Genomic DNA, 23754 nt, shown 5'->3' with positions numbered 1-23754 from the left:
TATGCATCTAGGCTAGCGTAAAGCTATGTAAACTTTATTGAGCTAGACACGTATAACTCAAAGATACTGGTATAATTTTTCTGCCACGAAATCAGCAATCCAAGGTTGAGCCTCTGGCTCAGGGTGAAGTCCGTCACTCATCATCCATTCATCTTTAAGAATAATTTGCTCTAAAAAGAATGGAATTAATGGAGTGCTTGTTTGGTCAGCTATTGATGGAAATACGTTTTCAAACATTTGGTTATAGCGTTTTCCGTAGTTTGGCGGTATACGTATTTGCATTAGCACAGCTTTTGCACCCGATTGCTCAACCTGATGAATGATTTGTTGAAGGTTACTTTCGATAAGCTTAGGTGGGAAACCTCGTAAGCCATCGTTAGCACCAAGTTCAATAAGAACAACGTTAGGTGAGTGTTCTGAAAGTAACTGAGGAAGTCTGGCTAATCCATTACCTGTCGTATCACCTGAAATACTGCCGTTGATCACTTCGACGCTATGGTCATGTTTTTCAAGCGATTTAGGGAGTAATGTCGGCCAACTTTGCTCTAGCTCCATGTTGTAGCCAGCGCTTAGGCTATCACCCAATACCAGAAGTGTTTGCGCTTGTGCAAAAGTATGAGTAGAAAATAATAAAACGAGAAATAAGGAAATCAGTCGCGTCATGCATACATCCATAATAAAAGCCAAATCTGTATCCAAACTAGTTTCCACTAATCAAGAACAATTAACAATCCTAGAAGACGTCAGTTTGGATATTCTTGAAGGGCAAAGCGTTGCGATTGTTGGTACATCCGGAGCAGGTAAATCAACGTTGATGACTTTGCTCGCAGGGCTCGACGTCCCAACTAGCGGAGAAATTAACCTGCTTGGCAAGCCACTCTCATCACTTGATGATGAAGCGCGCGCAGCAATTCGAAGCGAATCCGTAGGTTTTGTATTTCAAAGCTTTTTGTTAATTCCAAGCCTCACCGCCTTACAAAACGTAACGCTTCCTTGTCTGTTAAAAGGCGAAAAAGAAGATACCGCACGAGCAAAGGAGCTACTAGAGTCAGTCGGATTGAAAAATCGAATCGATCACCTCCCATCTCAGTTGTCTGGAGGCGAACAACAACGCGTTGCGCTAGCTCGTGCCTTTATGATCAAGCCTAAAATTTTATTTGCCGACGAACCGACAGGTAACTTGGACCAGCAAACCGCGACTAAAATTATTGAGCTACTTTTTGAACTCAACTCTAAACATGGCACTACGTTAGTGCTGGTCACTCACGATTCCAAGTTAGCCCAGCGTTGCCAACGGACTTTGACGATGCAATCTGGACATTTGGAGGAGTCGTAAATGAACGGACTAAATAAACGACTCTTCTCATGGAGCGTAGAAGAAATACGTCACGGTCAGTTGTGGCCGGTGTCTATCGCATTAACACTTATCATTGCTTGCGTTTTTGCGTTAACGGCACTGGCTGAGCGCATGGAGCAAGTCATCGTGAAGCAGGGTAAAGATGCTCTAACTGCAGACAGCGTTTTTATTTCAGCTAATCCTCTTCCCGAACCTTTACTGGAACTGACGGATCGTTCTTCTCTCAATCAGTCTAAATTAACTCGTTTCTCCACCATGGCATTTAGTGATAGCAGCATGCAGTTGATCACGGTGAAAGCAGTAGATACATCGTATCCACTATTAGGAGAAATGGTGTTAACTAGCCAAAGTGAAGAAAGACACCAAGTCAATGAGGGAGAATTATGGCTAGATGAACGTATATTTGCTCAGTTGGAGGTTAACATTGGTGACAATGTCACAATTGGTGATGCTGACTTTGTTATTTCTGGTCGTATTACTAAGGAGCCTGGGCTTAGCTTTAATCCATTTCAGCAAATGCCATCGGCTTTTATCCACCAAAATGACGTAGAGAAAACCGGTGCGATTCAACTAGGTAGCCGCGTCCAATATCGATTATTCCTAGCAGGGGATGATAATGAAATCCAAACCATTAAGGACACAGTAGAGCTTACTGCAAGTGACCGATGGAGAGATCAAGACTCTGCTAGCCGCACTAACGAAATGTTCGAGAAAACCACACAATACCTTTCTTTGACCGTGGCGATCGTTGTCATTATGGCGGCAACAACTCTTGTGCTGACATGCCAGCATTATGTAGCAAGCCGTAAAAAGACCATCGCTATGCTCAAAAGCTTAGGAGCGAGCAGACAATGGATTATTCGTTGGCTGACGATTCAAGTGCTACTTCTTGTATCAATTGCCGCCATTTTAGGAGTGAGCATTGGTATTGGATTAGAAATACTATTACGCATTCCGTTGGCAGATCTTCTCCCGAGCCCACTGCCAGCTTATGGTTTTCAGCCTGCTTTAATGTCGATTATCTCTAGTATATTGATAGGCATCCCAGCTCTAGGAATCCCATTGATTGGCTTGATCAACACCTCAGCTGCCAGCGTTATCCAGACTGGGCATTCTAATCAAGATAGTAAGTGGAAATATAGCCTGTTACTCGTGCCCACCGTACCGATGCTTTTGGTATACGGTGATAACCTATTAGTTTGGATCGTAATTGGTGGCATTGCGTTGCTCTTTGGTGTTTTGGCTCTAGTAAGTATGCTTCTACTAAGAGGGATAGCCAAACTTCCAGTCTCTACATCAATGCGCTTAGCTCTGAGCAGAATCAACCGTTCGCCTTTTGCCACTAGTATTCAATTTGGTGCCTTAGCGTTGTCTCTCATGCTCCTTTCAATCATTTGGCTGGTAAGAACCGATCTTTTGACTGATTGGCAGCAAACATTGCCGGAAAACGCTCCTAACGCGTTTGCGCTTAACATTGCTACCTATGAAAAAGATAACTACTTGCAAACGTTAGACAGTGCAAACGTCGAACGTTCTGAAGCCTACCCAATTATCCGAGGACGACTCACATCGATTAACGGTGTAGAGGCGGTAGAATATGCGAAGCAAGCGAGCACCAGTGATACAGACGCACTTAAACGCGAAATCAACTTTACGTGGGGCGAAGCTCTCCCAGATTACAATGACCTGTTGTCTGGTGACTGGACTTCAACAAACGGGGTATCAATAGAATCGGAAGTTGCAAGAGAGTTAGGCATTAAGATTGGTGATGAATTGACCTTTACGATCAATAGCCAAAAGTTCACGGCGATCGCTAACTCCATCCGTAAAGTAGAATGGCGAGCAATGAAACCAAACTTCTACTTTATCTTTACACCTGATGTATTAAGTAAAATCCCTTCGACTTGGCTAGTAAGCTTTAGGATAGATGATCAGCACAACAAGTTACTTAACGACTTATCGCGAAATCACCCGACAGTTAGCCTTATGGATATCCGTATTATGGGCAGTAAAATTCAGCAGCTACTACAACAAATCGTTTGGTCGATTACGGTACTTGCGGGGTTAGGAGTAGTCGCTGGCTTACTGCTTATTTTTACTCTACTCAGATTAAGTCTCTCGCAACGTCAACAAGAAATCCGACTATATCGGACTTTAGGCGCGAGTAAGAAACGAATTCTGAACACGGTTTGGGCAGAGTATGGACTAATGGCATTAATTGCAGGCTGCATTGCAAGCTTAGGAGCCGAAGTGAGTGTTGCAAGTGTAATGAAATACGGGTTTGAGTTAACACCATCACTGCACCCAACTCTGTGGATAGTGTTACCAATCTTAACATTTTGTACATTAGCAGCCGTCGTTAACAGCCTTCTAAAACGCCTGCTAGTCCCTGTAAATAAAGACTTTGCGTAAAATCAAAACAACGTTATCAACAGTTATCCACAAAATCGGTGGATAACTTTAGGGATAACTCATTAGTTAAAATTTAAGGCTTCTACGCAAGGCTTTATTCCGCGCCACTTCGGGCAAAATAGGGCATGATTGTATGGTCAAAAATCTGAAATGTTAGGATTGAGTCAAGAAATAAATTCAGTTTTTTTTCACTGGTCTTAGCACTGACAAACTAAGACCTTGAAAAAAATGTGATTTAAATCGTCTTGATTCGAAAGTAGAATACTGGCAGCAAAAAGTTACTGTATAGAAAGCAATGACATCAAAACAACCGGATAAAATTCAACCATCTATCGCAATCGTCGGTGGTGGAATAGCAGGATCGACAAGCGCGATTCATTTTAGCGAGCTAGGGTATCAAGTCACTCTTTTAGAGAAAGGCCCGAGCTTAGTTAATGGGCCGCCTATTTGCCACCTTCACGCTGGGGGCAATCTTTATCGTGATATTTCTGAGCAGCAGTGCTTAGATTTACTGAGGCAATCAATTGATACCGTTCGATTGTATCCGCATTCTTTAAACATCCGCCCAACCATCATTGCCGTTCCTTTGAGCGATGGAGGCTCACCAGAAGAACTCTTGCCTCGTCTTAAAGTCATTTCTGAAGCGTACAAAGCATACACAAAGCTCGATAGCAAAAATAAAGTACTCGGGGAGCCAGAGGACTATTACAAGCTTTACAGTAAAGAGGAGCTTCTTAAGTTAGCTCAACTTTCACAACCTAGATCACCTCAATCTCTCGATGAGTGGACAATCCCATTTGCTCAGCATACTGATTTAGATTCATTAAAATACCCAGTAGTTGTCGTTCAAGAATATGGACTGAGCGTATTCCGTCTATCGGCAACCGCGCAAATGTCACTGGATAAGCTCGTAAATTGTACTGTCCTGACCGAATCCAAACTCCTAAGTGTCGATTCGAGCGATGAAAGGTGGGTTCTGCATTACAGTGATAAAAATTATCAAACCGCTCAACTTGAAGTCGATTACTTAATCAACGCGAGTGGATTTGAAACAGGCATAGTTGACGACATTGTTGGCTCTAAACAGCAACGTCTTGTTGAATTTAAAGCCGCCTACGTCACTCAGTGGACCGAAAATCGAGATCAGTGGCCGGAAGTCATTTTCCACGGGCCGAGAGGCACTCCACAAGGAATGGCTCAGTTAACACCATACGCAGATGGATATTTCCAACTCCATGGTATGACAGAAGGCATCACCTTGTTTGAAGACGGCTTAGTCGCGTCGTGTGATGTATCTTCCCAGCCCAAGCTTCCGCAAAGGCTGATTAAAAAAATTGTTTCTGGCTGGACTCATGAACAATTAAACGAACGCACTTGTGCTGCGATTGACCACATGTCCCAATTCGTTCCAGAGTTTTCTCATGCAAAAGTAGGGGGTAAACCTCTATTTGGCGCGCAGCAGATTCCTGGAGAAGATCCGAGTTTACGTGCCGCCGATGTTTCTTTTTGTGGCTCTCGCTACGCAAGAATTGAAATGGTAAAGGCATCCTCTGCGTTAGAGGCCGCCGGAAAAATTCATTCTCAATGGTTTGGAAATAAAACTTCAAAACAAAGAGATATTGAAAAAACACACCCTGTGACAATGTCACTTGAATTAGCACAAGTTGAAGAACTGGCTATTGCTCTCACAGAAGAAAGAGGCTACCCAAGCGCACTGGCTAAAGTCTCGGGTATTGCACATAGCAATTGATAATTAACACTTAGCCGCGACGCTAGGCGCTGCGGCTAAGTTAGTTTTCCAAATGATGACCAATTAATAACCAAAAAAGTTCGCCCACTGACACCATACATCTTGTAACCCCAGACGATCTCCTTTTACAAATTGTACTTTTTGGCCGGGCTTGGCTTGAGCTAGCCTTGGAAGATCAATACGAGCAACGCATCCAACTTTAGGGTACCCCCCGATCGTTTGCCTATCATTGAGCAATACAATCGGCTGGCCGTCTGCAGGCACCTGAATGGAGCCGAGCGCAATGCCTTCTGACAACATGGTTATTTTTGGGCTCTCCAACTTAGGTCCGTTTAATCGATATCCCATTCGATTGGAATTCTGATCCACTTGATATTCCGAGCCATAAAAAGTGGATTTAGCGTCACTTGAAAACTCATCGCTTTTGTATGACTCTATCACTCTCAGTTTTAGTGGTAGGTTGTAATCAGGTTTGAAACGGAACGTCAGGCTGACTGGTTTATAGTCATTAGGAATAGGATGGTGATGAAAAGCTAACGTCTGCGATGCGGCCAGTGATTTTCCATCTTCGAAACCACCTAAATGATCCCGTGTTACTGTTGAAGAGCTTCCCAAGGTAAGTGGTGTGATAAACCCTCCCTTTACGGCTAAATAAGCTCTTAGCCCATTCTTTGGTAGCCCAAAACTTAGTTCTTGTCCTTTTCGTGCGACAAATGTAGACCAGTTATCGACAGGCAAGCCATCTAGTTTTGCATTCAGATCGCCACCACAAATTGCAAGAATGCAGTCGTGGTTGACCTTAAATGAAACCTGACCGAGTGTTATCTCTACCACCGATTGATTAACAGGGTTATCAAGTAAATGGTTAGCCCAGCTGTACGCGTAGTCATCAACAGGGCCACCTTGTGTGATACCTAAATGACTAAGCCCAAACCGACCAAAATCTTGAATGAGGCTTAATTGACCCGGTTTTACAACCGTTAAAGCAGGACTTATATGACTACCCATTCAATTCTCCTCCTAGCTCGATAAACGTTGCTCTATCTATTGCTTCAAACTTTACTTTATCGCCAATACTAAAAAGAGAGATCGAATCTACAGACTCTTGAGTAGCATTCGATATATCAAACAAAGGAATGGGGCAGTTGCCGATAATATTCCAACCCGCTGGCGATTGTGAGGGGTAAATGGCGGTTTTAGAGTCAGCTATCCCCACACTTCCTTTCGGAACCGACAATCGAGGAGTCGTTAAACGCGGCATTGAAATCGAGTGATCGACATCAGACAAAAAAGCAAAACCTGGAGCAAAGCCAATCGCACTCACACTGTACTCCTGACGAGTATGAGTCTCGATGAGGTTAGAAAGGCTCACACCACGATCAACAAACCTGAATAGATCAAGCGCTGTTTCCTCTGCATAATAGACTGGTAGTGTTATCACGTTGTTCTTCATCATCTTCGAAGAAAACACATTCATGAAACATTGAGACAGTTTATTAAGCTCATTGATAAAGTGGGGTTCTGTCACTCTGTATGGCAGGTAGTCAATTAAGATAGAGTTGTAAGAAGGCGTCACATTCATTATTAAATGACCGAATTCACTGCGTATTCTTGTTGCCAAAGCTCCAATTACCACTGAATTCTCTGCTCTTACCTCCGCTTGATATCTCAGCATCAAACTGCATTCAGCTATTGGTTCTATTGTGATTTTTGCATTCTTCATCGAGATTTCCATATTTGGTTATGCGCTATTCAGTGCCTGGCTAATTTTTTGAATCAATGCGATGGATTGAGGGTTATCACCATGGACACAAACCGTGTCGGCTTCAATAGATAAAACAGTCCCATCTATTGATGTCACGCTGCCAAAATTCGCCAACTGCATCACTTGGTTAAAAATGTCATCCGCGTTGGTCAACACTGAATGCTCTCTGGAACGGGGCACCAGTTTGCCGTCATTCGAATACGCACGATCGGCAAACGCTTCAAAGAGTAAAGGCACGTCATAGTTATCAGCGATATCTAAATATTTTTGATTATCACCAGTCGCTAAGATCATTAAAGGCAAATTAAAAGATGAAACTGACTCGATGACTGCTTTGAATATTTCCATGTTAGCCATCATGTCGTTGTAAAGTGCACCATGAGGTTTTACATATTCAACATCGGTGTTGTGAAATCGGCATAGTGCTATCAGTGCGCCAACCTGATAGGTGACGAGTTCAGTTATTTGCTGAGGCAAGTGGGGAATCGAACGACGACCAAACCCCTGAAGATCTAAATAACCAGGGTGCGCACCGATTTTAGTATTGTAATGTTGTGCTAGTTTGATCGTCTTGGACATCACATGAGGATCGGATGCATGAAAGCCACAAGCGATATTTGCCATATCTACCCATGGCATCACTTGTTCATCTTCACCCATCTTCCAATTGCCAAAACTTTCTCCCATGTCGCAGTTAAGTTGAATTCTCGTGCTAGTCACTTGCTATTTATCCATTAGCTTCTGTAAGTTAAGACATTCTAATAATTATAAGTATTAAACAGTGATCCACTTCTCTATTTTAGTTATAAATACCTAGCAGAATATCATTTCGTATATACTGACTCATTGATTAATAAGGCTAAGACTATCCGCCAAACTGGTTATTTCATGAAATGTCCTCCGTTGCTCCTCGCAATGTCGATTTGCACCTCTCAGTTTGCTAGTGCTGAAGAAGCGTCCCTCGATTTACTCATGTCTATGAGTCTAGAAGAACTGACCATGCTCGACATCGAAATGGGAACCGCAACAAAATCAGCTCAGAAATTGACTGATATACCTTCCTCGGTTTACGTCCTTTCCAATGAACGAATTCAGCGTAGTGGCGTTCGTACCATTGCGGAAGCACTCATGCTTGTTCCTGGCTTAAAGGTCACTAAGTTTAGTGAAACCGAATGGTTTGTGTCGGCGCGAGGTTTCCACGACGGGCTATATAATAAGATGCTTGTCATGATGGATGGTAGAAGCTTGTTTAGCCCAGTCTATGGTGGAACATACTGGACAAACATTGATTACATACTCGCAGACATAGAACGAATTGAGGTGTTAAAAGGGCCTGGTGGTTCGATCTGGGGGGGAAATGCGGTTAATGGTGTCGTCAATATTATTACTAAGTCAGCACCAGAGACTCAAGGTACTTATGTTTCAGGCTTAACATCAGGTAGTGATGATTACGAATTAAGCGTTAGACAAGGCGTACAGTTAAGCGAGACGGTTTCAAGCAGAGCGTTCTATAAACACAAAAAAGAACCTCGATATAACCACGAACAGTCAAGTATCTGGCAAAACGAATCTGCTGGAATTGTTTTAGAAAGTAGTGATGATTGGGTGTTGAGAGTCGGAGGAAACAAAACCTCCTACTATCAAGAGTGGGGCTATTTTACTTACGATCCAAATGGCATCGCTGTTGATTACACGGAAGACAATTTTGATATTGAAAGCCGATCTGCCTACCTCCAGTTTGATAGTACTCGCGATCTCAATGACCAAGCGAGCTTGTCTTACTCAATATGGGCTCAAAATAATGAAGACAATGCACCAGATGCTCCCGGTGAATACACAACTATAAACCTAGATTCCACTGTTACCTATCAAGCTAATGACACCCACATGATCACAATAGGTGGTGGTGTTCGGTACATGAACCTAGATTTTAGTTCTAGCCAAGTCGACGACATTGAAAATGAAGTAGAGTGGTATCGTCGTGCGTACAATATAGAAAAAGCATCTGACTTTATCCTAAATGCTTTCGTCCAATCACAGTATCAATGGACGGAACAATTGAGTACGACTGTCGGTGCAAAAGTTGAACATTTTGAGCAAAACGCGTCGACCGAGCTCTCCCCACAAATTAGAGCGCTTTATAAACTAAACCAACGGCATAGTACATGGTTCGGGGTCAGTCGTTCTGTTGTATCACCTTCCTACATGGATACGAATTCCAGTTTTTTCACGACCTATTATGACCCTACGTGGGGTTATTATTATTGGGAAACAGTTGGAGATTCAAACCTAGAAAATGAAAATGTTGCAACCGTTGAAGCGGGATACCGATATAACCTAGGTAACAATTTCGAACTCGATACTACCGCGTTTTATAGCCAGCACTCCAATGTGAGAGCCATTGACATTGACTACGATCATTCCGTATCACGTTTAAACGATGACTACTCAGTAGAGACTCAAGGAATAGAGGTTGGTGCCAAGTACTCATTACTAGAAAACTTAGAGTCCTACCTTTCATATTCTTACTTAAACTCTAAAGGTAACAAAGAACCTGGGGCCTATTCGACTGAAGAATCCGCCAAATTTTTCGATATTGATCACGAACACATTGCGACACTACAAATCCTCTGGAACATCACGTCAACACTTCAATTTGATGTGTTGAGTAAGTATCACAATGTTCAATATGGTGAGCACAATGCCTATGAGGCGCAATACGGCAACATAGATCCAAACCTCTCGTTCGATGCTCGTTTAGGCTGGAAAAAAAGCAGTTCAGCTCCGTTATTTGAAGTTGTTGTCGAAAACATAGGGGAAGATGAGGGGCATCAAACAGATTGGTCCACCAGCAAAAATGTAAATCAAGAATCTGTGTATGTGAGGGTTTCACATGAGTTCTAGATTGAATTGGCTGCTGCTTGCTTTTCTCTTGTCTACGCTACCGTTCGGGATCAACTCGGCGAATGGAGCGACTTTCAAGCCATATCAGATCAAAGCCGTTTATATTTTTCGTATCGCTAACTTTATAAAATGGGACGATGAGTCTGAAAAGCAATCCTTACGCTTTTGTGTTGAAGGCAGTAACAAGGTAAAAGAAGCGCTGGCATCCATCATTCAAGGTAAAACCATAAGAGCCTTAAACCTAGAACTTTTGGAAACGAGCCACCCCGACGATTGCGACATCATTTATCTTTCAGCCTCCAAATACAAACAAGCGACAATTTATGGCGAGCATAGTGTCACGATTAGCGATCACAAAGGCTTTGTTAGAAAAGGGGGAGTTATTGAGCTTCAAAGCAAAAACAATAAGATAAGGCCACGCATTAATTTAAACAACGCAAACCTAGACGATTATACAATAGGATCTAGCTTACTCCGCATCGCAATCATGGAGGATAAATAATGCTGTCTTCCATCAAGCATATGTCTTTGAAAAATAAGATACTTCTTCCTATATTGCTTTTTATTGGCATTACGTTTATCGCGACGCAACTGTTAAATTACAGTGTCACGTATGAAAGAGAAAAATCCAATCTGATCCAACGCGTTAAAGTGTTAGCAGAAGGGGTCGCGTATAACCTACAAGCTGCTATCTTGTTTGATGACTCAGACTCAGCCAATGAGATTCTTTCAGCTTTCAGTGCAGATAAAGACATCATTCGAGTTAAGTTATACGATCTTGAACGCAACTTATTCGCTATGTATCAAAAGGAAGGTGAGATCCCTCCCGTACCGAATAATGAACAACGAGCTGAGATTACTAAAAACCAATTTTCAATTTCTGCGAATTATATATTTTTGCTGGTTCCTGTCACTTTAGAGCAAGAACCTATCGCATATTTACGAGTAACCATCTCGACAGACAGCTTTAAACAAATCTTATCAACCATTGTTAAGAACAGCGTCATATACCTAGGGTTACTTCTAGTACTTGGTTCATTACTCTACAAACTAGTCCAACGCTTTATCATTGAGCCAGTCTTCGATTTAAATGAAGCGATGCAGTCCTTTGTTGAAAAGCGAGGAAAAACTCCAAAAATCTCCGCCCGCTCAGACGATGAAATTGGCGACTTAGTGAACGCGTTTAATACAATGTTACGCAGACTAGAGCAGCGCGAAAAACAGGTATTTTTCACTCTAGACAAACTCGAGCAAGAGAAGTCTTTCGCTAACGAAGTCGTTGAAACGGTACAACACGCGTTAGTTGTAACGAATGACAAAGGCGACATCATTCACTCAAATGCGACAACCAAAGACGTTTTCCGCTGTACATCAGCGTACTTGGACGGACTGAGAATTCATGAACTGATCCCAACCAAACAAAACGATCTTCTTCAATCAGCGCTAAATTCTGTCATCGATCTTAACGATGAACTGATTGAGTGCACCGACGTATTTGGTAACAAACAACTGTTACAGATTAGTAGCAGGGGGCTTTCTAAACCTGGACAGACATTGTTCGCGATTCAAGATGTCACTGAATTAGAAGCAGCAATGAGTAGACAACGTCTAGCGGCGGGCGTTTTTGAAAATAGCCAAGATGGATTAGTGGTCCTTAATTCTGAAGGCGTTATCACTATGGTGAACCCAGCAGTAAACCAATTACTGGGTTTTGATACAGAGGATCTTGTAGGCCGCTCGCCTCTGGAAGTTTTCGAATGGCGTCAATTTGCATCATTAATGCCTACGATCGTTGACTCGATTAACAATTACGGCCAATGGCAAGGTGAGGTCTGGGAACAGCATAAAGATGGTCATTTAGTGCCAATGTTTGTCAAAGTAAATCGAATCACAACTGACAAACAAAGCAAAGATTACGATATGGTATTAATTCTCTCCGATCTTTCGAATGTCAAAGAGATGGAGAGGCTAGAGCACCTAGCTCACCATGATGCATTAACCGGTCTTGCAAACCGCGCTCAACTTTATCGTTTCTTAGACGAGGTGATTTCATCAAGTCACTATTCCAGCAGCTTATTTGCCATAATATATCTCGACTTAGATGGATTTAAAACGGTCAATGATACCTACGGTCACGACGCTGGCGATGAAGTATTGAAACAGATTTCTAGCCGTATGTTATCTCAAGTGAGAGTCGGTGACTTGGTGGCTCGCCTGTCTGGTGATGAATTTGTCCTCGTTATTCAGCCTACAGACAAAATCATGATCACCAAATTAGCCGAACGATTGTTAGGTCTGATTCAAGAACCTATCATATACAAAGAAAGAGAGTTAAACGTCGGGGCAAGTATAGGCATCAATCTTGTTGAAAATAGTGAACGAGAATTAGACACAATACTTAAAGCGGCTGATGAAGCGATGTACCGTGCGAAAAAATTAGGTAAAGGTCGTTTTGTTTTCTCACTAGATAATTCGGTTGAAACCCTTTAACCTATTGTAAATAAATTATAATTACAGAAATCTTAGATTAAGGCTTAGTAATGAATGTATTAGTCACAGGTGGCATGGGCTACATTGGCAGCCACACTTGTATCCAAATGTTAAAAGCTGGCATGACTCCAGTCATTTTCGATAACTTATACAACAGCAAACCAAGTGTATTAGAACGCGTTGAAAAAGTAGCCGCTCATCGGCCAACCTTTATCGAGGGTGATATCCGCGATCGTAAACTGCTAGTTAAAACTTTAAAAGAAAACCAAATTGAAGCCGTCATTCATTTTGCAGGCCTCAAGGCTGTTGGTGAATCCGTAGAGAAGCCCCTAGAATACTATGACAATAATGTGAATGGCACGTTAGTACTCGTGGATGCAATGCGCGAAGCTAACGTTAAAACACTCGTTTTCAGTTCATCGGCGACTGTATACGGCGATCCAGCAAGTGTACCTATTACTGAAGACTTCCCAACCAGTGCTACCAATCCTTACGGTAGAAGTAAATTGATGGTTGAAGAGTGCTTAACAGATTTCCAAAAAGCCAACCCAGATTGGAGCATCACACTCCTACGATACTTTAACCCAGTCGGTTCACATCCAAGTGGCGAGCTAGGTGAAGACCCTCAGGGTATTCCAAATAACTTGATGCCATTCGTTTCTCAAGTAGCGGTAGGACGTCGTGAGTTCTTATCCGTGTTTGGTAGTGATTATCCGACTAAAGACGGTACTGGCGTACGCGATTATATTCATGTGATGGATTTGTCTGACGGTCATGTTGCCGCACTTGAAAAAGTAGGCAAGAAACAAGGACTACACGTTTACAACCTTGGTACTGGTAACGGGTACAGCGTTTTAGATATGGTTAAAGCGTTTGAGCAGGCGAGTGGTAAACCCGTTCCCTACAAACTCGTAGACCGCCGCCCTGGTGACATCGCCGAATGCTGGGCAGATCCAGCCAAAGCACAAGCCGAGCTAGGTTGGAAAGCAGAACGTACACTTGATGAAATGACACTTGATACGTGGCGTTGGCAGTCTGCAAACCCTAATGGTTTCCCAAGTTAACGATAAGATAATTTTTATCGAAAAAATTTAAAAAGGTGCCTTAGCGCACCTTTTTTGATCTAAATCCAAAAAAAAGTAACAAATCGGTTAAAAAGTATCATTAGAAAATAAACATGTTAGACTACGCACGCTTACATTTTTTTACAGTTAACTTTCTTCGGGGTTGTTCATGGAACTTGGTCTTATCATTGCTTTTATCGTAGCTTCAGCAGTTATGGTTAAGAAAGAAATGGCAAACAAGTAGTTTTCACTTTTCTTCTTTTTACTCATTTTTGAAGTGAATACTAAAAAAGCCAGCACAATGCTGGCTTTTGTTGTTGTTAATATCTATTAAAAGGCTAATTTCGCGGTAATCGCATAGTTTCTCTCAGCCTGAGAATTTGCTTTGTACAACTCATCATCACCACGCACATCATTCCAACGATAGTATTCTTTATCCGCAACATTGAAGATACCAGCTCTGATCGTCAGATCTTTGGTTGGTTTGTAGTAAGCCGTTACATCAATAACTGTCGCACTTGGTAACTCAACTTGGTCAGCATTCCCACCATTGTCTTCATCTAGGTTTATGTCGCTCAGTGATTTATCCGCTGTGTAATTAAATTTAACACTTGTACCCCAGTTAGTACTTGGTGCATCAAAGTTTAATGCAAGTACTGCATTCCACGGGTTAACACTATTTAACGGGTTTCCGTTGCCATCTTCACCTTCAGTATATGATGCAATGAAATTAGTCGATAGGCCACGAGGGGCACCAATCAGACCATCTAACAGTAGTTGGTTAGAAAACTCAGCACCCTTTATCGTAGCGGAATTCATATTAATGTATGAGTAATGACTGACCAGACCCACTTTTTCTGTGACCACTTGCTCGATGAAATCGTCATAGTCACTGTAGTAAACAGAGAACTCAGACGAAGTTGAGGCTGTATTGTGGCGATATCCTAGTTCATAAGATACGCTAGTCTCCGATTTCAAATCTGGGTTAGGGTTATTAACGTAATAATGCGCTGGGTTATCATACGTATAATAAAGCTCATCAAATGACGGAGCTCTGAAACCTTGGCTAATTTGGCCAAACAACGTCCCCGTTTCATTTACCGAATAGTTAGCACCGATTCGACCTGTAACAGCAGAATCAGAAAACTTATCTAAATCTTCGCCAGTATTGTCACCCGGATCAGTAGAGAAATGATCAAAACGAATGCCAGGGGTCAAGATTAAATTTCCACCGGCAAAGCTGATTTCATCTTGCAAAAAGATGCCGAGCTTCTCTTCCTTTGCATCAGGTGTATACACATAAAGTACATCGTCTTTACTGTCGTTATACTCCATATTGGTGTTACTAATATCACTAGTAGAATACGTTGCGCCATAAACAAGGTAATGATTCCCTAGCTCTTTATCTAGCTGTGTTTCTAGCTCAAGCTTATCTTCGGTATAGGTGTAATCTTTACGCTGGTTATTTGCAGCAACTGGCCCGAAGCGGCCCATATATGCAGGGTTGTAACGGTTGGTGACCCCATTTTCATCTTTTGTAAGATAAGATACTTTTGAGGTAATTGAATCTGCAATAGCAGCATCAGCGAACCAAATATGTTTAATTGCATAGCGGTTCTGCTGAGTTTCATCAGCACCAGTATACGTAGGGTAAGTAGAGTGATAAATATCTGAATCTGACGTATCTTCAATGAGCTCGGCTAGGAACTCAACCCGGTGATTTTCGTCAACTTGGTATTGCAACTTAACCAATAAATTGTCCACTTGCGTTTCTTGGCTTTCAACATCGTAGTTTTCAAGTGCGTCAGTATTTCTGAAGTTTTGTACTTCTTCTCCATCACGGCGAGTGTAAGCGACTAACGTTTCCAAGTCTCCAAATCGATTCGCTAGTGCGACGTGCTCGCTGAATGATTTGTCCTCAGATGAATACGTCATCTTTGCCTGACCACCATAATTCGCGCCGTCTTTCAAAAAGTCACTAGGATCTTTGGTTTCAAATGCAACGACACCACCAATCGCATCGCTACCATGTAGGCTTGATGCCGCGCCTTTTATTATTTCGACACTCTTTAGCATATCAGGATCAACCGTAATGCCGCTCGAATTAATAAAGGCGTATGGTCCGCCTGAAAATGCTCCTGGTTGGGAGGAACCATCAACCAGTATTTTTACACGTTTTCCTTCCATGCCACGGATATTGATGGTTTGAGCGCCTTGACGAGCACTGGAATTCATCGTTACACCCGGTGTATATTCAAAGACATCGTTTACATCTTTTACCATGTTTTCTTCAATATCTTTATCAGTTACAACTGAAACTGATGCTGATGTATTGTCTAATGTTTGATTTGTGCGAGTTGCAGAAACAACAACTTCATCGAACGTGGCAAAATCTTCAGCAAATGAAGTACCAGAAAGCGCCAAAAAGACAGCAGTAGAGAGCAACGTTTTTTTATACATTTTTTTGAAACCTTAAAATCCTAATAGGTGACTTGAGCGGATGGCATTCTATTGGATCTAAATGATAATTACTATCGTTATCATTGCACTTATGGTGAATTCATTAACCGAAGGTTTCAAATTTTGAATATAACAATTAATATAAATCAACAACTTGTAATGATTTAACTAATTTTAGAAAGTTAATTTATAAATAACATTACGTGACAAATATCACATAAATTCGCAAGGAGCGTGTTTTGCAAAGTCCGATAACCTTAGAAGCATTACATATACTTGATGCCATCGATCGACGGGGGAGCTTCGCATCTGCGGCAAACGAACTCGATAGAGCACCGTCATCGCTGAGTTATCAAATTCAAAAGTTAGAGCAAGACCTAGACATCATGATATTTGACCGATCCGGCCATAAAGCGAACTTTACTGAGGCAGGCAAACTCATACTCGAGCAAGGTAGGGTGATATTAAGTGCAACAGAACGATTGGTTACTGATGCATCTATCTTGGCAAATGGTTGGGAGCTAGACTTAACGATAGCGTTTGATGGCATCATTCCAGTCGAGAACTTTTTCAACTTGGTGGATGAATTAGGCAAAATCAGTAAAACACGAGTCCGTTTACAAGAAGAAATTCTCGCGGGCTGTTGGGAAGCGTTAACCGATGATAGAGCAGACTTACTTGTTTGCCCTAAAAGTGACTCTATACCAAACGATATTAAAGCTGAAACAATCGGCAAACTTAGCATGATGTGGGTGGCGGCAACTGATCATTATGTTCACAAGCGAGCAGGTGAGTTTGATCAAGCCGCGAGGGAAAGTTACAGGGTAATTGCAATTGCAGATACCGCGAGAGATCAGCCATCTCTGACAGTAAATATCCTTGAAAAGCAGCCAAGGCTTACGGTTACCAATTTCCATACAAAAATTGAAGCACTCAAGTCTGGGTTAGGGATCGGTACGCTGCCAACAACCGTAGCCATACCGCTCATAGAATCTGGTCAACTCAAAGCTATCGAAGGAACGGAGCAACAGTCCATTGATATCATCTTGGCTTGGAGGCGCAATAAGATTGGCGATGCCAAATCTTGGTGTATTCAGCATCTTAAAAAACATTGGACGATGAAATAACAGGAGTTAGCGGCTTTCCAATCGCAATAACATGTCTGCGGTTCCATCTTCAAAACTGACATCTAGTTCAAAACCTAGTTTTTGAGCTAGCGTCAGCATCCCACGGTTTGAAGGCATTGTCATACCCGAGATTTGGGCTGTCTTCTTATTACGGCAGTAATCTATGATTTTCGTCATTAGAATTCTTCCTAAGCCAACGCCTTTCAGGTCCGAACGAATTAGAATCGCAAACTCAGCATCTGTGTTGTCTGGGTTAATTAGTGCTCTAGAAACACCAATAATCGCATCTTCACCGAGCTCTTCTCTGACCGCAACAAACGCGATTTCTCTATCGAAATCAATTTGAGTCAAGTTCGCCAAGGCTTCATGATTGAATTCACCAACATCACTAAAGAACCGTTTGTATAAGTCCTCTTTTGAAACGTTTTGAATAAAGTCGGAATGCAGAGGTTCATCTTCAGGAAGTATTGGCCTAAGCAAAATTGTACTCCCGTCTTTGATCTCGTGAGTTTCTTCCAGCTCAACCGGATAAGGTCGAATAGCCAAACGTTCTTGTGCGTCACCTTGGTATCGTTTGAGTACTATATCAGCATCAAGAATCGTAAATTTATCGCCATTAACTAATAAAGGATGAATATCTAATTCTTCAATCTGCGGACAATCAACGACCATTTGTGAAATTCTAACCAAAAACTCAGACAAACCTTCGATATCAATTGGACTCGGAAGCTTCTGCAGTCGTATTTTTTCACTCTTAATTGCCCTGATGATCAAATAGCGCGCTAACGTCATATTGAGAGGAGGGAACGCGGCGGCGGCATCTAAGCACTCATCCCACTCAGATCCTCCTTGCCCTAGCAATATCACAGGTCCGAATGTAGGGTCTGTCGTAACTTTAATTCGAAGTTCTTGTCCTCCCGCAAGCTTAGCCATGCCCTGAACCAGTAAACCATGAATATGAGCCGTAGGATAAGAGAGCTGAGAACGATCGAGTATCGCCTGGGAGGCACTCGCGACCTCTTGACTGTTGCGCAAATTGAGCATGACACCTTGGACATCTGATTTATGCGCGATGTCCGGAGAGCGAAGTTTAACCGCTACTGGGTATCCTATTTTTTCTGCAATATGGACCGCTTCACTTGGATCGCTCGCAATCCAAGTTGGAAGCAAATCAAGGTTAAAACTATTGAAAAGCTGACGAGTTTGGTGGGTATCGAGCGAAACACAATCTTGTTCAGACAACTGGCTGTCTATCCAACCCTTCGCTTCTTCTAGGTTATCCACATGAACCTTTTCGGCAGTGGTTGGGGTTTCCATAAGTTGACGCTGATTTCGTCGATATTCCACCAAGTGCATGAAAGCAACGACCGAACTTTCCGGCGTGCGGTAAGTTGGGATGCCTGCTTGGGTAAAGAGTTGTCTCGCAGGTTTTGCGGTTAGCTCACCAGACCAATTAGTAAGAATATTAAAGCGCTTATGGCGAGGATGATTTTGAATGGTTTCGATTATTTTATTTGCGGTTTCAGTCGATTGAGCAACAGCAGAAGGGCTATGCATAATAAGAATGGCATCAGTCTCATCACCATCTAATAACGTATTGAGAGTATCAACATAGCGCTGTTGGTTAGCGTCACCAACGATATCAATCGGATTACTGTGTGACCAACTTTCAGGCAATAATGAATCGAGCTTTTGATAAGTATCTTCAGAAAGTTCGGCCAGCTTACCGCCACGCTCAAACAACGTATCCACCGCCATAATAGCGGGACCACCACCATTTGTAATAATCGCTAAGCGCTCGCCCCTTAGCGGGACTGAGTGCGTCAATGTTTCAACCGCAGCAAACAATTCATGCATATTTTTAACACGCAACATCCCACTACGGCGAATAGCTGAATCATAAATAATGTCGAGCGTATCATTACCGCCATTATGGGCTACCGCCGCGACACGTCCACGCGCTGTCCGACCACTTTTTAATACCAATATACGCTTATTACGAGAAGCGGCACGAGCAGCTGAAATGAACCTGCGAGCGTCGGTTATGGTGTCAACATACAACAAAATGGCTTCAGTATGTGAATCACGACTTAAGTAATCAAGTAACTCGGAGAAGTTAATATCACAGCCATTACCAATCGAGATATAAGCAGAGAAACCAATGTTTTTGTCATTTGCCCAATCGAGGATCGTTGTACAAACCGCTGCAGATTGGGATAGAAAAGCGATTTTACCTTTAAGAGCACCAACAGGGGAAAAGGAAGCATTCATTCCAATCCAAGGTAAAATAATTCCTAAACTATTAGGCCCAAGAATGCGGATGTTATGCTCCCTAGCAATTGCTTGACAGCGTTCAATCACCGTCACGCCTTCATCATCTTTTTGATGCATATCCGAAGATAACACCACTACAGCAGGTATTCCTTTTTTCGCAATCTCTTCGAAGAGAGTAATATTACGCGATGCATGGGTACATAAAACGGCGAGGTCGGGCACAATAGGTAAAGCATCGATATTAGCGTAAGCGAACACACCAGAAACGGACTTATACTTCGGAGTAACCGGCATTATTGCGCCAGAGAAACCGCCATTTAGTAGGTTACTCATTACAATATGCCCAGCTCGAAACTCCCTTTGTGATGCGCCAATCACGGCAATAGATTTAGGTTTAAATAAGGAATCTAAATTGTTCATATGCATACCTTTCATATCGATTCTGTTAATCCTACCTTACAATGAGCTAACAAATTGTAGGAGATTTCATCTATTTGATTTTGAATTGCACTCAGAGGTGAAAGTTTGTGAATTGAATCACTTCACATTGGTATATAATGATAAAGTTAGCTTGATTCTAAACGCCGCTATCGGCATGATTTATAGTAATTTATTATTAAGGACTTCTGGGCATTCCATGAAAAAAATTGCAATCGTCAGCATGCCACTGCTTTTAGCTGCATGTGCTTCTGAAACTTACATTACAGATGTAACTTCTGAAAGTTATAAGGAAGAGTTCAAAACGGCTGCAGTAGAAGCGCCTGTGGTATCAAAAACAGAAAGTGTGGCGAGCGGTGTAACTGAAGAGAATGTCGCGGTCAACGTTGTCAAGCTTTCACCAGCGGAAGAGAAGACCGTTGTTAAGTTAAGCCCAGCAACGACAACTAAAGTTACGCCTCCAACGAAAAAGCAAATGGATATGAACCAACGCTTCGGTTATACCATTCAAGTTGTTGCGGTTGGTAGCCAGGCTAAAGTTGACTCATTTGTAAGCAAGCTTCCTCGTACAAGCCAACCTGTGTGGGAGAACTACAAGGTAGTGAATGGCACTAAATGGTTTACTGTTCTTTACGGAGATTACGCTACTCGCTTAGAAGCGAAGAAAGCGATTTCAACTTTATCGACAGAGTTTCAAGATTTACAACCATTTGTCAAAAGTATTGATGATATCAAAAACTCTGATTACCCAACGCTTAACAAGCTAAATTAGATTACATTATTTCAGAAAAAGGGGCTTACGCCCCTTTCTTTTTGCCCAATAGTTAAGCATTCAAACTTCCTCACTCAAATTTTACAATCAAAACACTGTACCTATCTAATGAATTGTTTATGATTAAAATTGAATGTTTATCACGTCTCAAGGACCGATTTCTCCAATGAACAAAATTAAAATACTTTTACTTTGCGGTGGTGGTTCCTCAGAACATGAAGTTTCGATTGTTTCTGCAGGATATTTGTTTGATCAACTCAATTCCGTAGAAGATTTTGATGTCATTCGAGCTGAAATTAAAGAAAATGCTTGGTTCTTAGATTCAGGTGAATCGGTTTACCTCGACATCCATACTAAAGCGCTATGTGGTGAAACAGAGCAGCATAATATCGATTTCATTGTTCCATGCATTCATGGATTCCCTGGAGAAACAGGGGACATACAATCACTATTTGAGCTTGCGAAAATCCCTTACCTAGGTTGTGGGCCTGAAGCGAGTACAAATAGCTTTAACAAAATCACATCCAAACTTTGGTATGACGCCGTCAGCATCCCTAATACACCGTATTTGTTCCTATCTGAAAACTCCCCAAAAGCGCATTGTGAAGCTCGTGAAGCCTTTGAGAAATGGGGTAGAGTATTCGTCAAAGCGGCAAGGCAAGGCTCGTCAGTAGGATGCTATAAAGTCGATGAGTTATCCCAACTAGACAAAGCAATTGATGACGCATTCGGTTATTCAGACCAAGTACTAGTTGAACTAGCCGTTGTTCCGCGTGAACTTGAAGTTTCTGCTTATGAATACGATGGAAAGTTGTTTATCAGTAAACCTGGTGAGGTCATTGCACCCAACGGCGCTTTCTATACCTATGAAGAAAAATATGGAGCGGACAGCCACTCGACCACGGAAGTTGAAGCGAGCAATCTAACTGATGAGCAGAGACAGGTCATCCAAGAGTGCTCTACCAAAGTGTTTAAACAAATGAAGCTTCGTCATTTATCGAGAATTGACTTTTTCCTAACGGAAAAAGGGGATATATACCTAAATGAAGTCAATACATTCCCAGGTATGACACCGATCTCAATGTTCCCTAAAATGGTGGAACATAACGGACATAAATTCAGTGACTTCCTAGAAAATTGCGTACGAACTTCATTAAGTTAATCCCACGCTTTAATTGATCTAAATTTAGTTTTCTCTAGCTCTGCATTGCTATGGTTACCAATATATTGGGTTGGCATTGCAGGGCTTAACCACCTTCCATAATCCTGTATCGCTTTAATATTCATCCCTTGCTTAGATAGCTCTTTAACCGCTCCGACACGCAGTGATTGACCAGAAAACTTCAGGTTTTCAGGTAATTGGAGTAGGGAAGATGCATTTCGAAGTATTCGGTAAATCGAAGAATCATTCATTACGTTACTACTAATATTTCCGTGTCGATCAATAGAGCGAAAAACTGGCCCTTCGTGCACAGGCAAACAATTTAACCACCTTCTCAGATATTCACTCGCATCCTTAGACAACTGGTAAGTTTTGTCACTAAGAATAATGTGCGCCAAACCGTCGTCTTGAAAAACAAACTGCTCAAAACAAAAATGTTTTAGTTCTGAACGCTTCAATGCACATTCAAACATCAAATTATAAATAGCGACATCACGTATAACTTTAGTGCCCTTATCATTGTTAAGTAGCTGGTTTAGTTGTTGTAAGTGCTGAAAGGTAAATGCATTAGTCTGTTTGGCATCCGCACCCTTTAACGCATGCAGCTGGTTCAACGTAAACTTAATCTGTCGATGATTGACTGGATTTGGTAACCCTAGGATTGTGTGCATCAAACTTAACGTTGCAGCGTAACGTTTCAACGATGCAAACTTACGATGATGTGATTCTCGCTCAAGAAAGCGTCGTACAGCAGTAATTGAAGCAGGAAGAACATTAATATGATGAAGATGACAAAACTCAAGATAATGGCGCCAGTCGGAATAAATAGCGAGCAGAGAGTTGTGCGAATATTGAGACTGAGTTAATGCTTGAAGATCCTCTAAATCTGCAGAGATGCTTAACTTACTCACCATTTCTTTTACGACAGTCTGATTTGTGATGACAGGTATTTTTTTTCGCATTCTAGTGCAACATAACCGAATTTATTCGTATTTTATCCTTGATATCATACAAAGTACACTTATGATTAATATAGATAAAACAAAACGATGATAGCAAAGTATGGCAAATTCTATGTATAGAGGCATACCGTTACAATCAACGGATGCTACAAACAAAACTTGGCAAGCGAGACTAAAGAACCGAGTTATACAGGGTAATTTAAATGCTGTTAAGAAAAGTATAGACTGGTGGCTAGACACCGCTTCAATCATAGACCCAAAAGAGTTCAGTTCCCTTAATAAAGAACGTACTGCAGCAGGCCAGAAAGAAGAATTCAATGGTTTTACAATATCGAATGATACAGGCGAGCCGAACGCGTGGTACTGCATGTTCAATGGGCGCTTGATCAAAGGTGGTAAAATCGCAATCCAGAAACATATTGAAGCTTATCTGTTAGCGAAGCAGAAAGCAGAACAACAAAAGAAGTAATAAATGAGCTTAGTATATTCAACAGAGACTGGTCGCATTAAACCAGAAGAAGAAAAAGTACAACGACCTAAAGGTGACGGTATTGTACGTATTCAACGAGAAACAAAAGGACGCAAAGGTAAAGGCGTGTCTGTTGTTACTGGTCTAGATCTTGATGACGCACCTTTGAAGCTAATCGCAGCAGAACTCAAAAAGGTCTGTGGCTGTGGTGGATCTGTTAAAGACGGAAACATCGAGATTCAAGGTGATGCAAGAGATAAAATTAAAGCTCATTTAGAAAAGAAAGGCTTCACGGTTAAGCTAGCTGGCGGTTAGAGCCAGCATAATATCTAGTGTAGAATCGCAGAT

The 23754-nt window shown here is 41.9% G+C and carries 19 protein-coding genes; 12 read left to right on the top strand and 7 right to left on the bottom strand.

The window, feature by feature from the left end:
- Positions 1–57: 57 nt before the first annotated feature.
- Entirely contained in the window at positions 58–663 is a 606-nt protein-coding gene (locus tag ACHUFI_RS14660; RefSeq protein WP_394250368.1) for an arylesterase, read from the bottom strand.
- Between ACHUFI_RS14660 and ACHUFI_RS14655 the strand changes: the two genes are divergently transcribed.
- From ACHUFI_RS14655 to ACHUFI_RS14645, 3 genes are all read left to right on the top strand, one after another.
- Positions 662–1336 carry an ABC transporter ATP-binding protein gene (locus ACHUFI_RS14655; RefSeq protein ID WP_394250366.1) on the top strand — a complete coding sequence of 225 codons (675 nt, stop codon included), beginning with the start codon at positions 662–664 and terminating at the stop codon, positions 1334–1336. The two genes, ACHUFI_RS14660 and ACHUFI_RS14655, sit on opposite strands and share 2 nt — an antisense overlap.
- Before the next feature lie 132 nt (positions 1337–1468).
- A complete protein-coding gene (locus tag ACHUFI_RS14650; RefSeq protein WP_394250514.1) occupies positions 1469–3769 on the top strand; it encodes an ABC transporter permease in 2301 nt (766 codons plus the stop codon).
- Positions 3770–4064: 295 nt separating this feature from the next.
- The gene (locus ACHUFI_RS14645) at positions 4065–5519 is read left to right on the top strand and encodes an FAD-dependent oxidoreductase (RefSeq protein WP_394250364.1); all 1455 of its coding nucleotides are present in this window, start codon (positions 4065–4067) and stop codon (positions 5517–5519) included.
- 63 nt (positions 5520–5582) lie between these two features.
- On the opposite strand, the gene ACHUFI_RS14640 is transcribed toward ACHUFI_RS14645, so the two are convergent.
- From ACHUFI_RS14640 to ACHUFI_RS14630, 3 genes are read right to left on the bottom strand one after another with little or no spacing between them, the layout of a single operon-like run.
- Positions 5583–6527 (bottom strand): 5-oxoprolinase subunit C family protein, encoded by a 945-nt coding sequence (locus ACHUFI_RS14640; RefSeq protein WP_394250362.1) that lies wholly within the window; start codon positions 6525–6527, stop codon positions 5583–5585.
- Positions 6520–7248: a 5-oxoprolinase subunit B family protein gene (locus ACHUFI_RS14635; RefSeq protein ID WP_394250512.1), complete on the bottom strand. Its 729-nt coding sequence runs from the start codon at positions 7246–7248 to the stop codon at positions 6520–6522. Before ACHUFI_RS14635 ends, ACHUFI_RS14640 begins: the two co-directional genes overlap by 8 nt.
- A gap of 12 nt (positions 7249–7260) precedes the next feature.
- Positions 7261–8004 carry a 5-oxoprolinase subunit PxpA gene (locus ACHUFI_RS14630; protein WP_394250360.1) on the bottom strand — a complete coding sequence of 248 codons (744 nt, stop codon included), beginning with the start codon at positions 8002–8004 and terminating at the stop codon, positions 7261–7263.
- 168 nt (positions 8005–8172) lie between these two features.
- On the opposite strand from ACHUFI_RS14630, the gene ACHUFI_RS14625 reads away from it, so the two are divergent.
- Genes ACHUFI_RS14625 through galE form a run of 4 tightly spaced genes read left to right on the top strand, consistent with a single transcriptional unit; the run spans position 8173 to position 13742 of the window.
- On the top strand, positions 8173–10188 hold the full coding sequence (locus tag ACHUFI_RS14625; protein WP_394250358.1) for a TonB-dependent receptor plug domain-containing protein: 2016 nt from the start codon (positions 8173–8175) through the stop codon (positions 10186–10188).
- On the top strand, positions 10178–10690 hold the full coding sequence (locus tag ACHUFI_RS14620) for a YfiR family protein (protein ID WP_394250357.1): 513 nt from the start codon (positions 10178–10180) through the stop codon (positions 10688–10690). Before ACHUFI_RS14625 ends, ACHUFI_RS14620 begins: the two co-directional genes overlap by 11 nt.
- Positions 10690–12678: a sensor domain-containing diguanylate cyclase gene (locus ACHUFI_RS14615; protein ID WP_394250356.1), complete on the top strand. Its 1989-nt coding sequence runs from the start codon at positions 10690–10692 to the stop codon at positions 12676–12678. Before ACHUFI_RS14620 ends, ACHUFI_RS14615 begins: the two co-directional genes overlap by 1 nt.
- A 50-nt stretch (positions 12679–12728) precedes the next feature.
- On the top strand, positions 12729–13742 hold the full coding sequence (galE, locus tag ACHUFI_RS14610) for a UDP-glucose 4-epimerase GalE (RefSeq protein ID WP_394250354.1): 1014 nt from the start codon (positions 12729–12731) through the stop codon (positions 13740–13742).
- A 330-nt stretch (positions 13743–14072) separates the two neighbouring features.
- Here the strand turns inward: galE and ACHUFI_RS14605 are convergent, their stop codons facing one another.
- Positions 14073–16202, bottom strand: a complete 2130-nt coding sequence (locus tag ACHUFI_RS14605; RefSeq protein WP_394250352.1) for a TonB-dependent hemoglobin/transferrin/lactoferrin family receptor — start codon at positions 16200–16202, stop codon at positions 14073–14075.
- 239 nt (positions 16203–16441) lie between these two features.
- Here ACHUFI_RS14605 and ACHUFI_RS14600 point away from each other — a divergent pair, with 239 nt between their 5' ends.
- The gene (locus ACHUFI_RS14600; protein ID WP_394250350.1) at positions 16442–17329 is read left to right on the top strand and encodes a LysR family transcriptional regulator; all 888 of its coding nucleotides are present in this window, start codon (positions 16442–16444) and stop codon (positions 17327–17329) included.
- A gap of 6 nt (positions 17330–17335) precedes the next feature.
- Here the strand turns inward: ACHUFI_RS14600 and ACHUFI_RS14595 are convergent, their stop codons facing one another.
- Positions 17336–20023: a bifunctional acetate--CoA ligase family protein/GNAT family N-acetyltransferase gene (locus ACHUFI_RS14595; protein WP_394250348.1), complete on the bottom strand. Its 2688-nt coding sequence runs from the start codon at positions 20021–20023 to the stop codon at positions 17336–17338.
- A 217-nt stretch (positions 20024–20240) separates the two neighbouring features.
- On the opposite strand from ACHUFI_RS14595, the gene ACHUFI_RS14590 reads away from it, so the two are divergent.
- Positions 20241–20813, top strand: a complete 573-nt coding sequence (locus ACHUFI_RS14590; protein WP_394250346.1) for an SPOR domain-containing protein — start codon at positions 20241–20243, stop codon at positions 20811–20813.
- Positions 20814–20979: 166 nt separating this feature from the next.
- Positions 20980–21975 carry a D-alanine--D-alanine ligase gene (locus ACHUFI_RS14585; RefSeq protein ID WP_394250344.1) on the top strand — a complete coding sequence of 332 codons (996 nt, stop codon included), beginning with the start codon at positions 20980–20982 and terminating at the stop codon, positions 21973–21975.
- On the opposite strand, the gene ACHUFI_RS14580 is transcribed toward ACHUFI_RS14585, so the two are convergent.
- A complete protein-coding gene (locus tag ACHUFI_RS14580; RefSeq protein WP_394250342.1) occupies positions 21972–22937 on the bottom strand; it encodes a tyrosine-type recombinase/integrase in 966 nt (321 codons plus the stop codon). The two genes, ACHUFI_RS14585 and ACHUFI_RS14580, sit on opposite strands and share 4 nt — an antisense overlap.
- Positions 22938–23037: 100 nt before the next feature.
- On the opposite strand from ACHUFI_RS14580, the gene ACHUFI_RS14575 reads away from it, so the two are divergent.
- Together ACHUFI_RS14575 and yciH are read left to right on the top strand one after the other, a co-directional pair.
- Positions 23038–23406 (top strand): DUF3319 domain-containing protein, encoded by a 369-nt coding sequence (locus ACHUFI_RS14575; RefSeq protein ID WP_394250340.1) that lies wholly within the window; start codon positions 23038–23040, stop codon positions 23404–23406.
- A gap of 3 nt (positions 23407–23409) precedes the next feature.
- The gene (gene yciH, locus ACHUFI_RS14570) at positions 23410–23721 is read left to right on the top strand and encodes a stress response translation initiation inhibitor YciH (protein WP_394250338.1); all 312 of its coding nucleotides are present in this window, start codon (positions 23410–23412) and stop codon (positions 23719–23721) included.
- Positions 23722–23754: the final 33 nt, after the last annotated feature.

This window comes from Vibrio profundi, assembly GCF_043642225.1.
Lineage (GTDB): Bacteria > Pseudomonadota > Gammaproteobacteria > Enterobacterales > Vibrionaceae > Vibrio > Vibrio profundi_A.
Note: the sequence above shows the minus strand (reverse complement) of the source record. Positions and strands in the feature narration are given on the sequence as shown.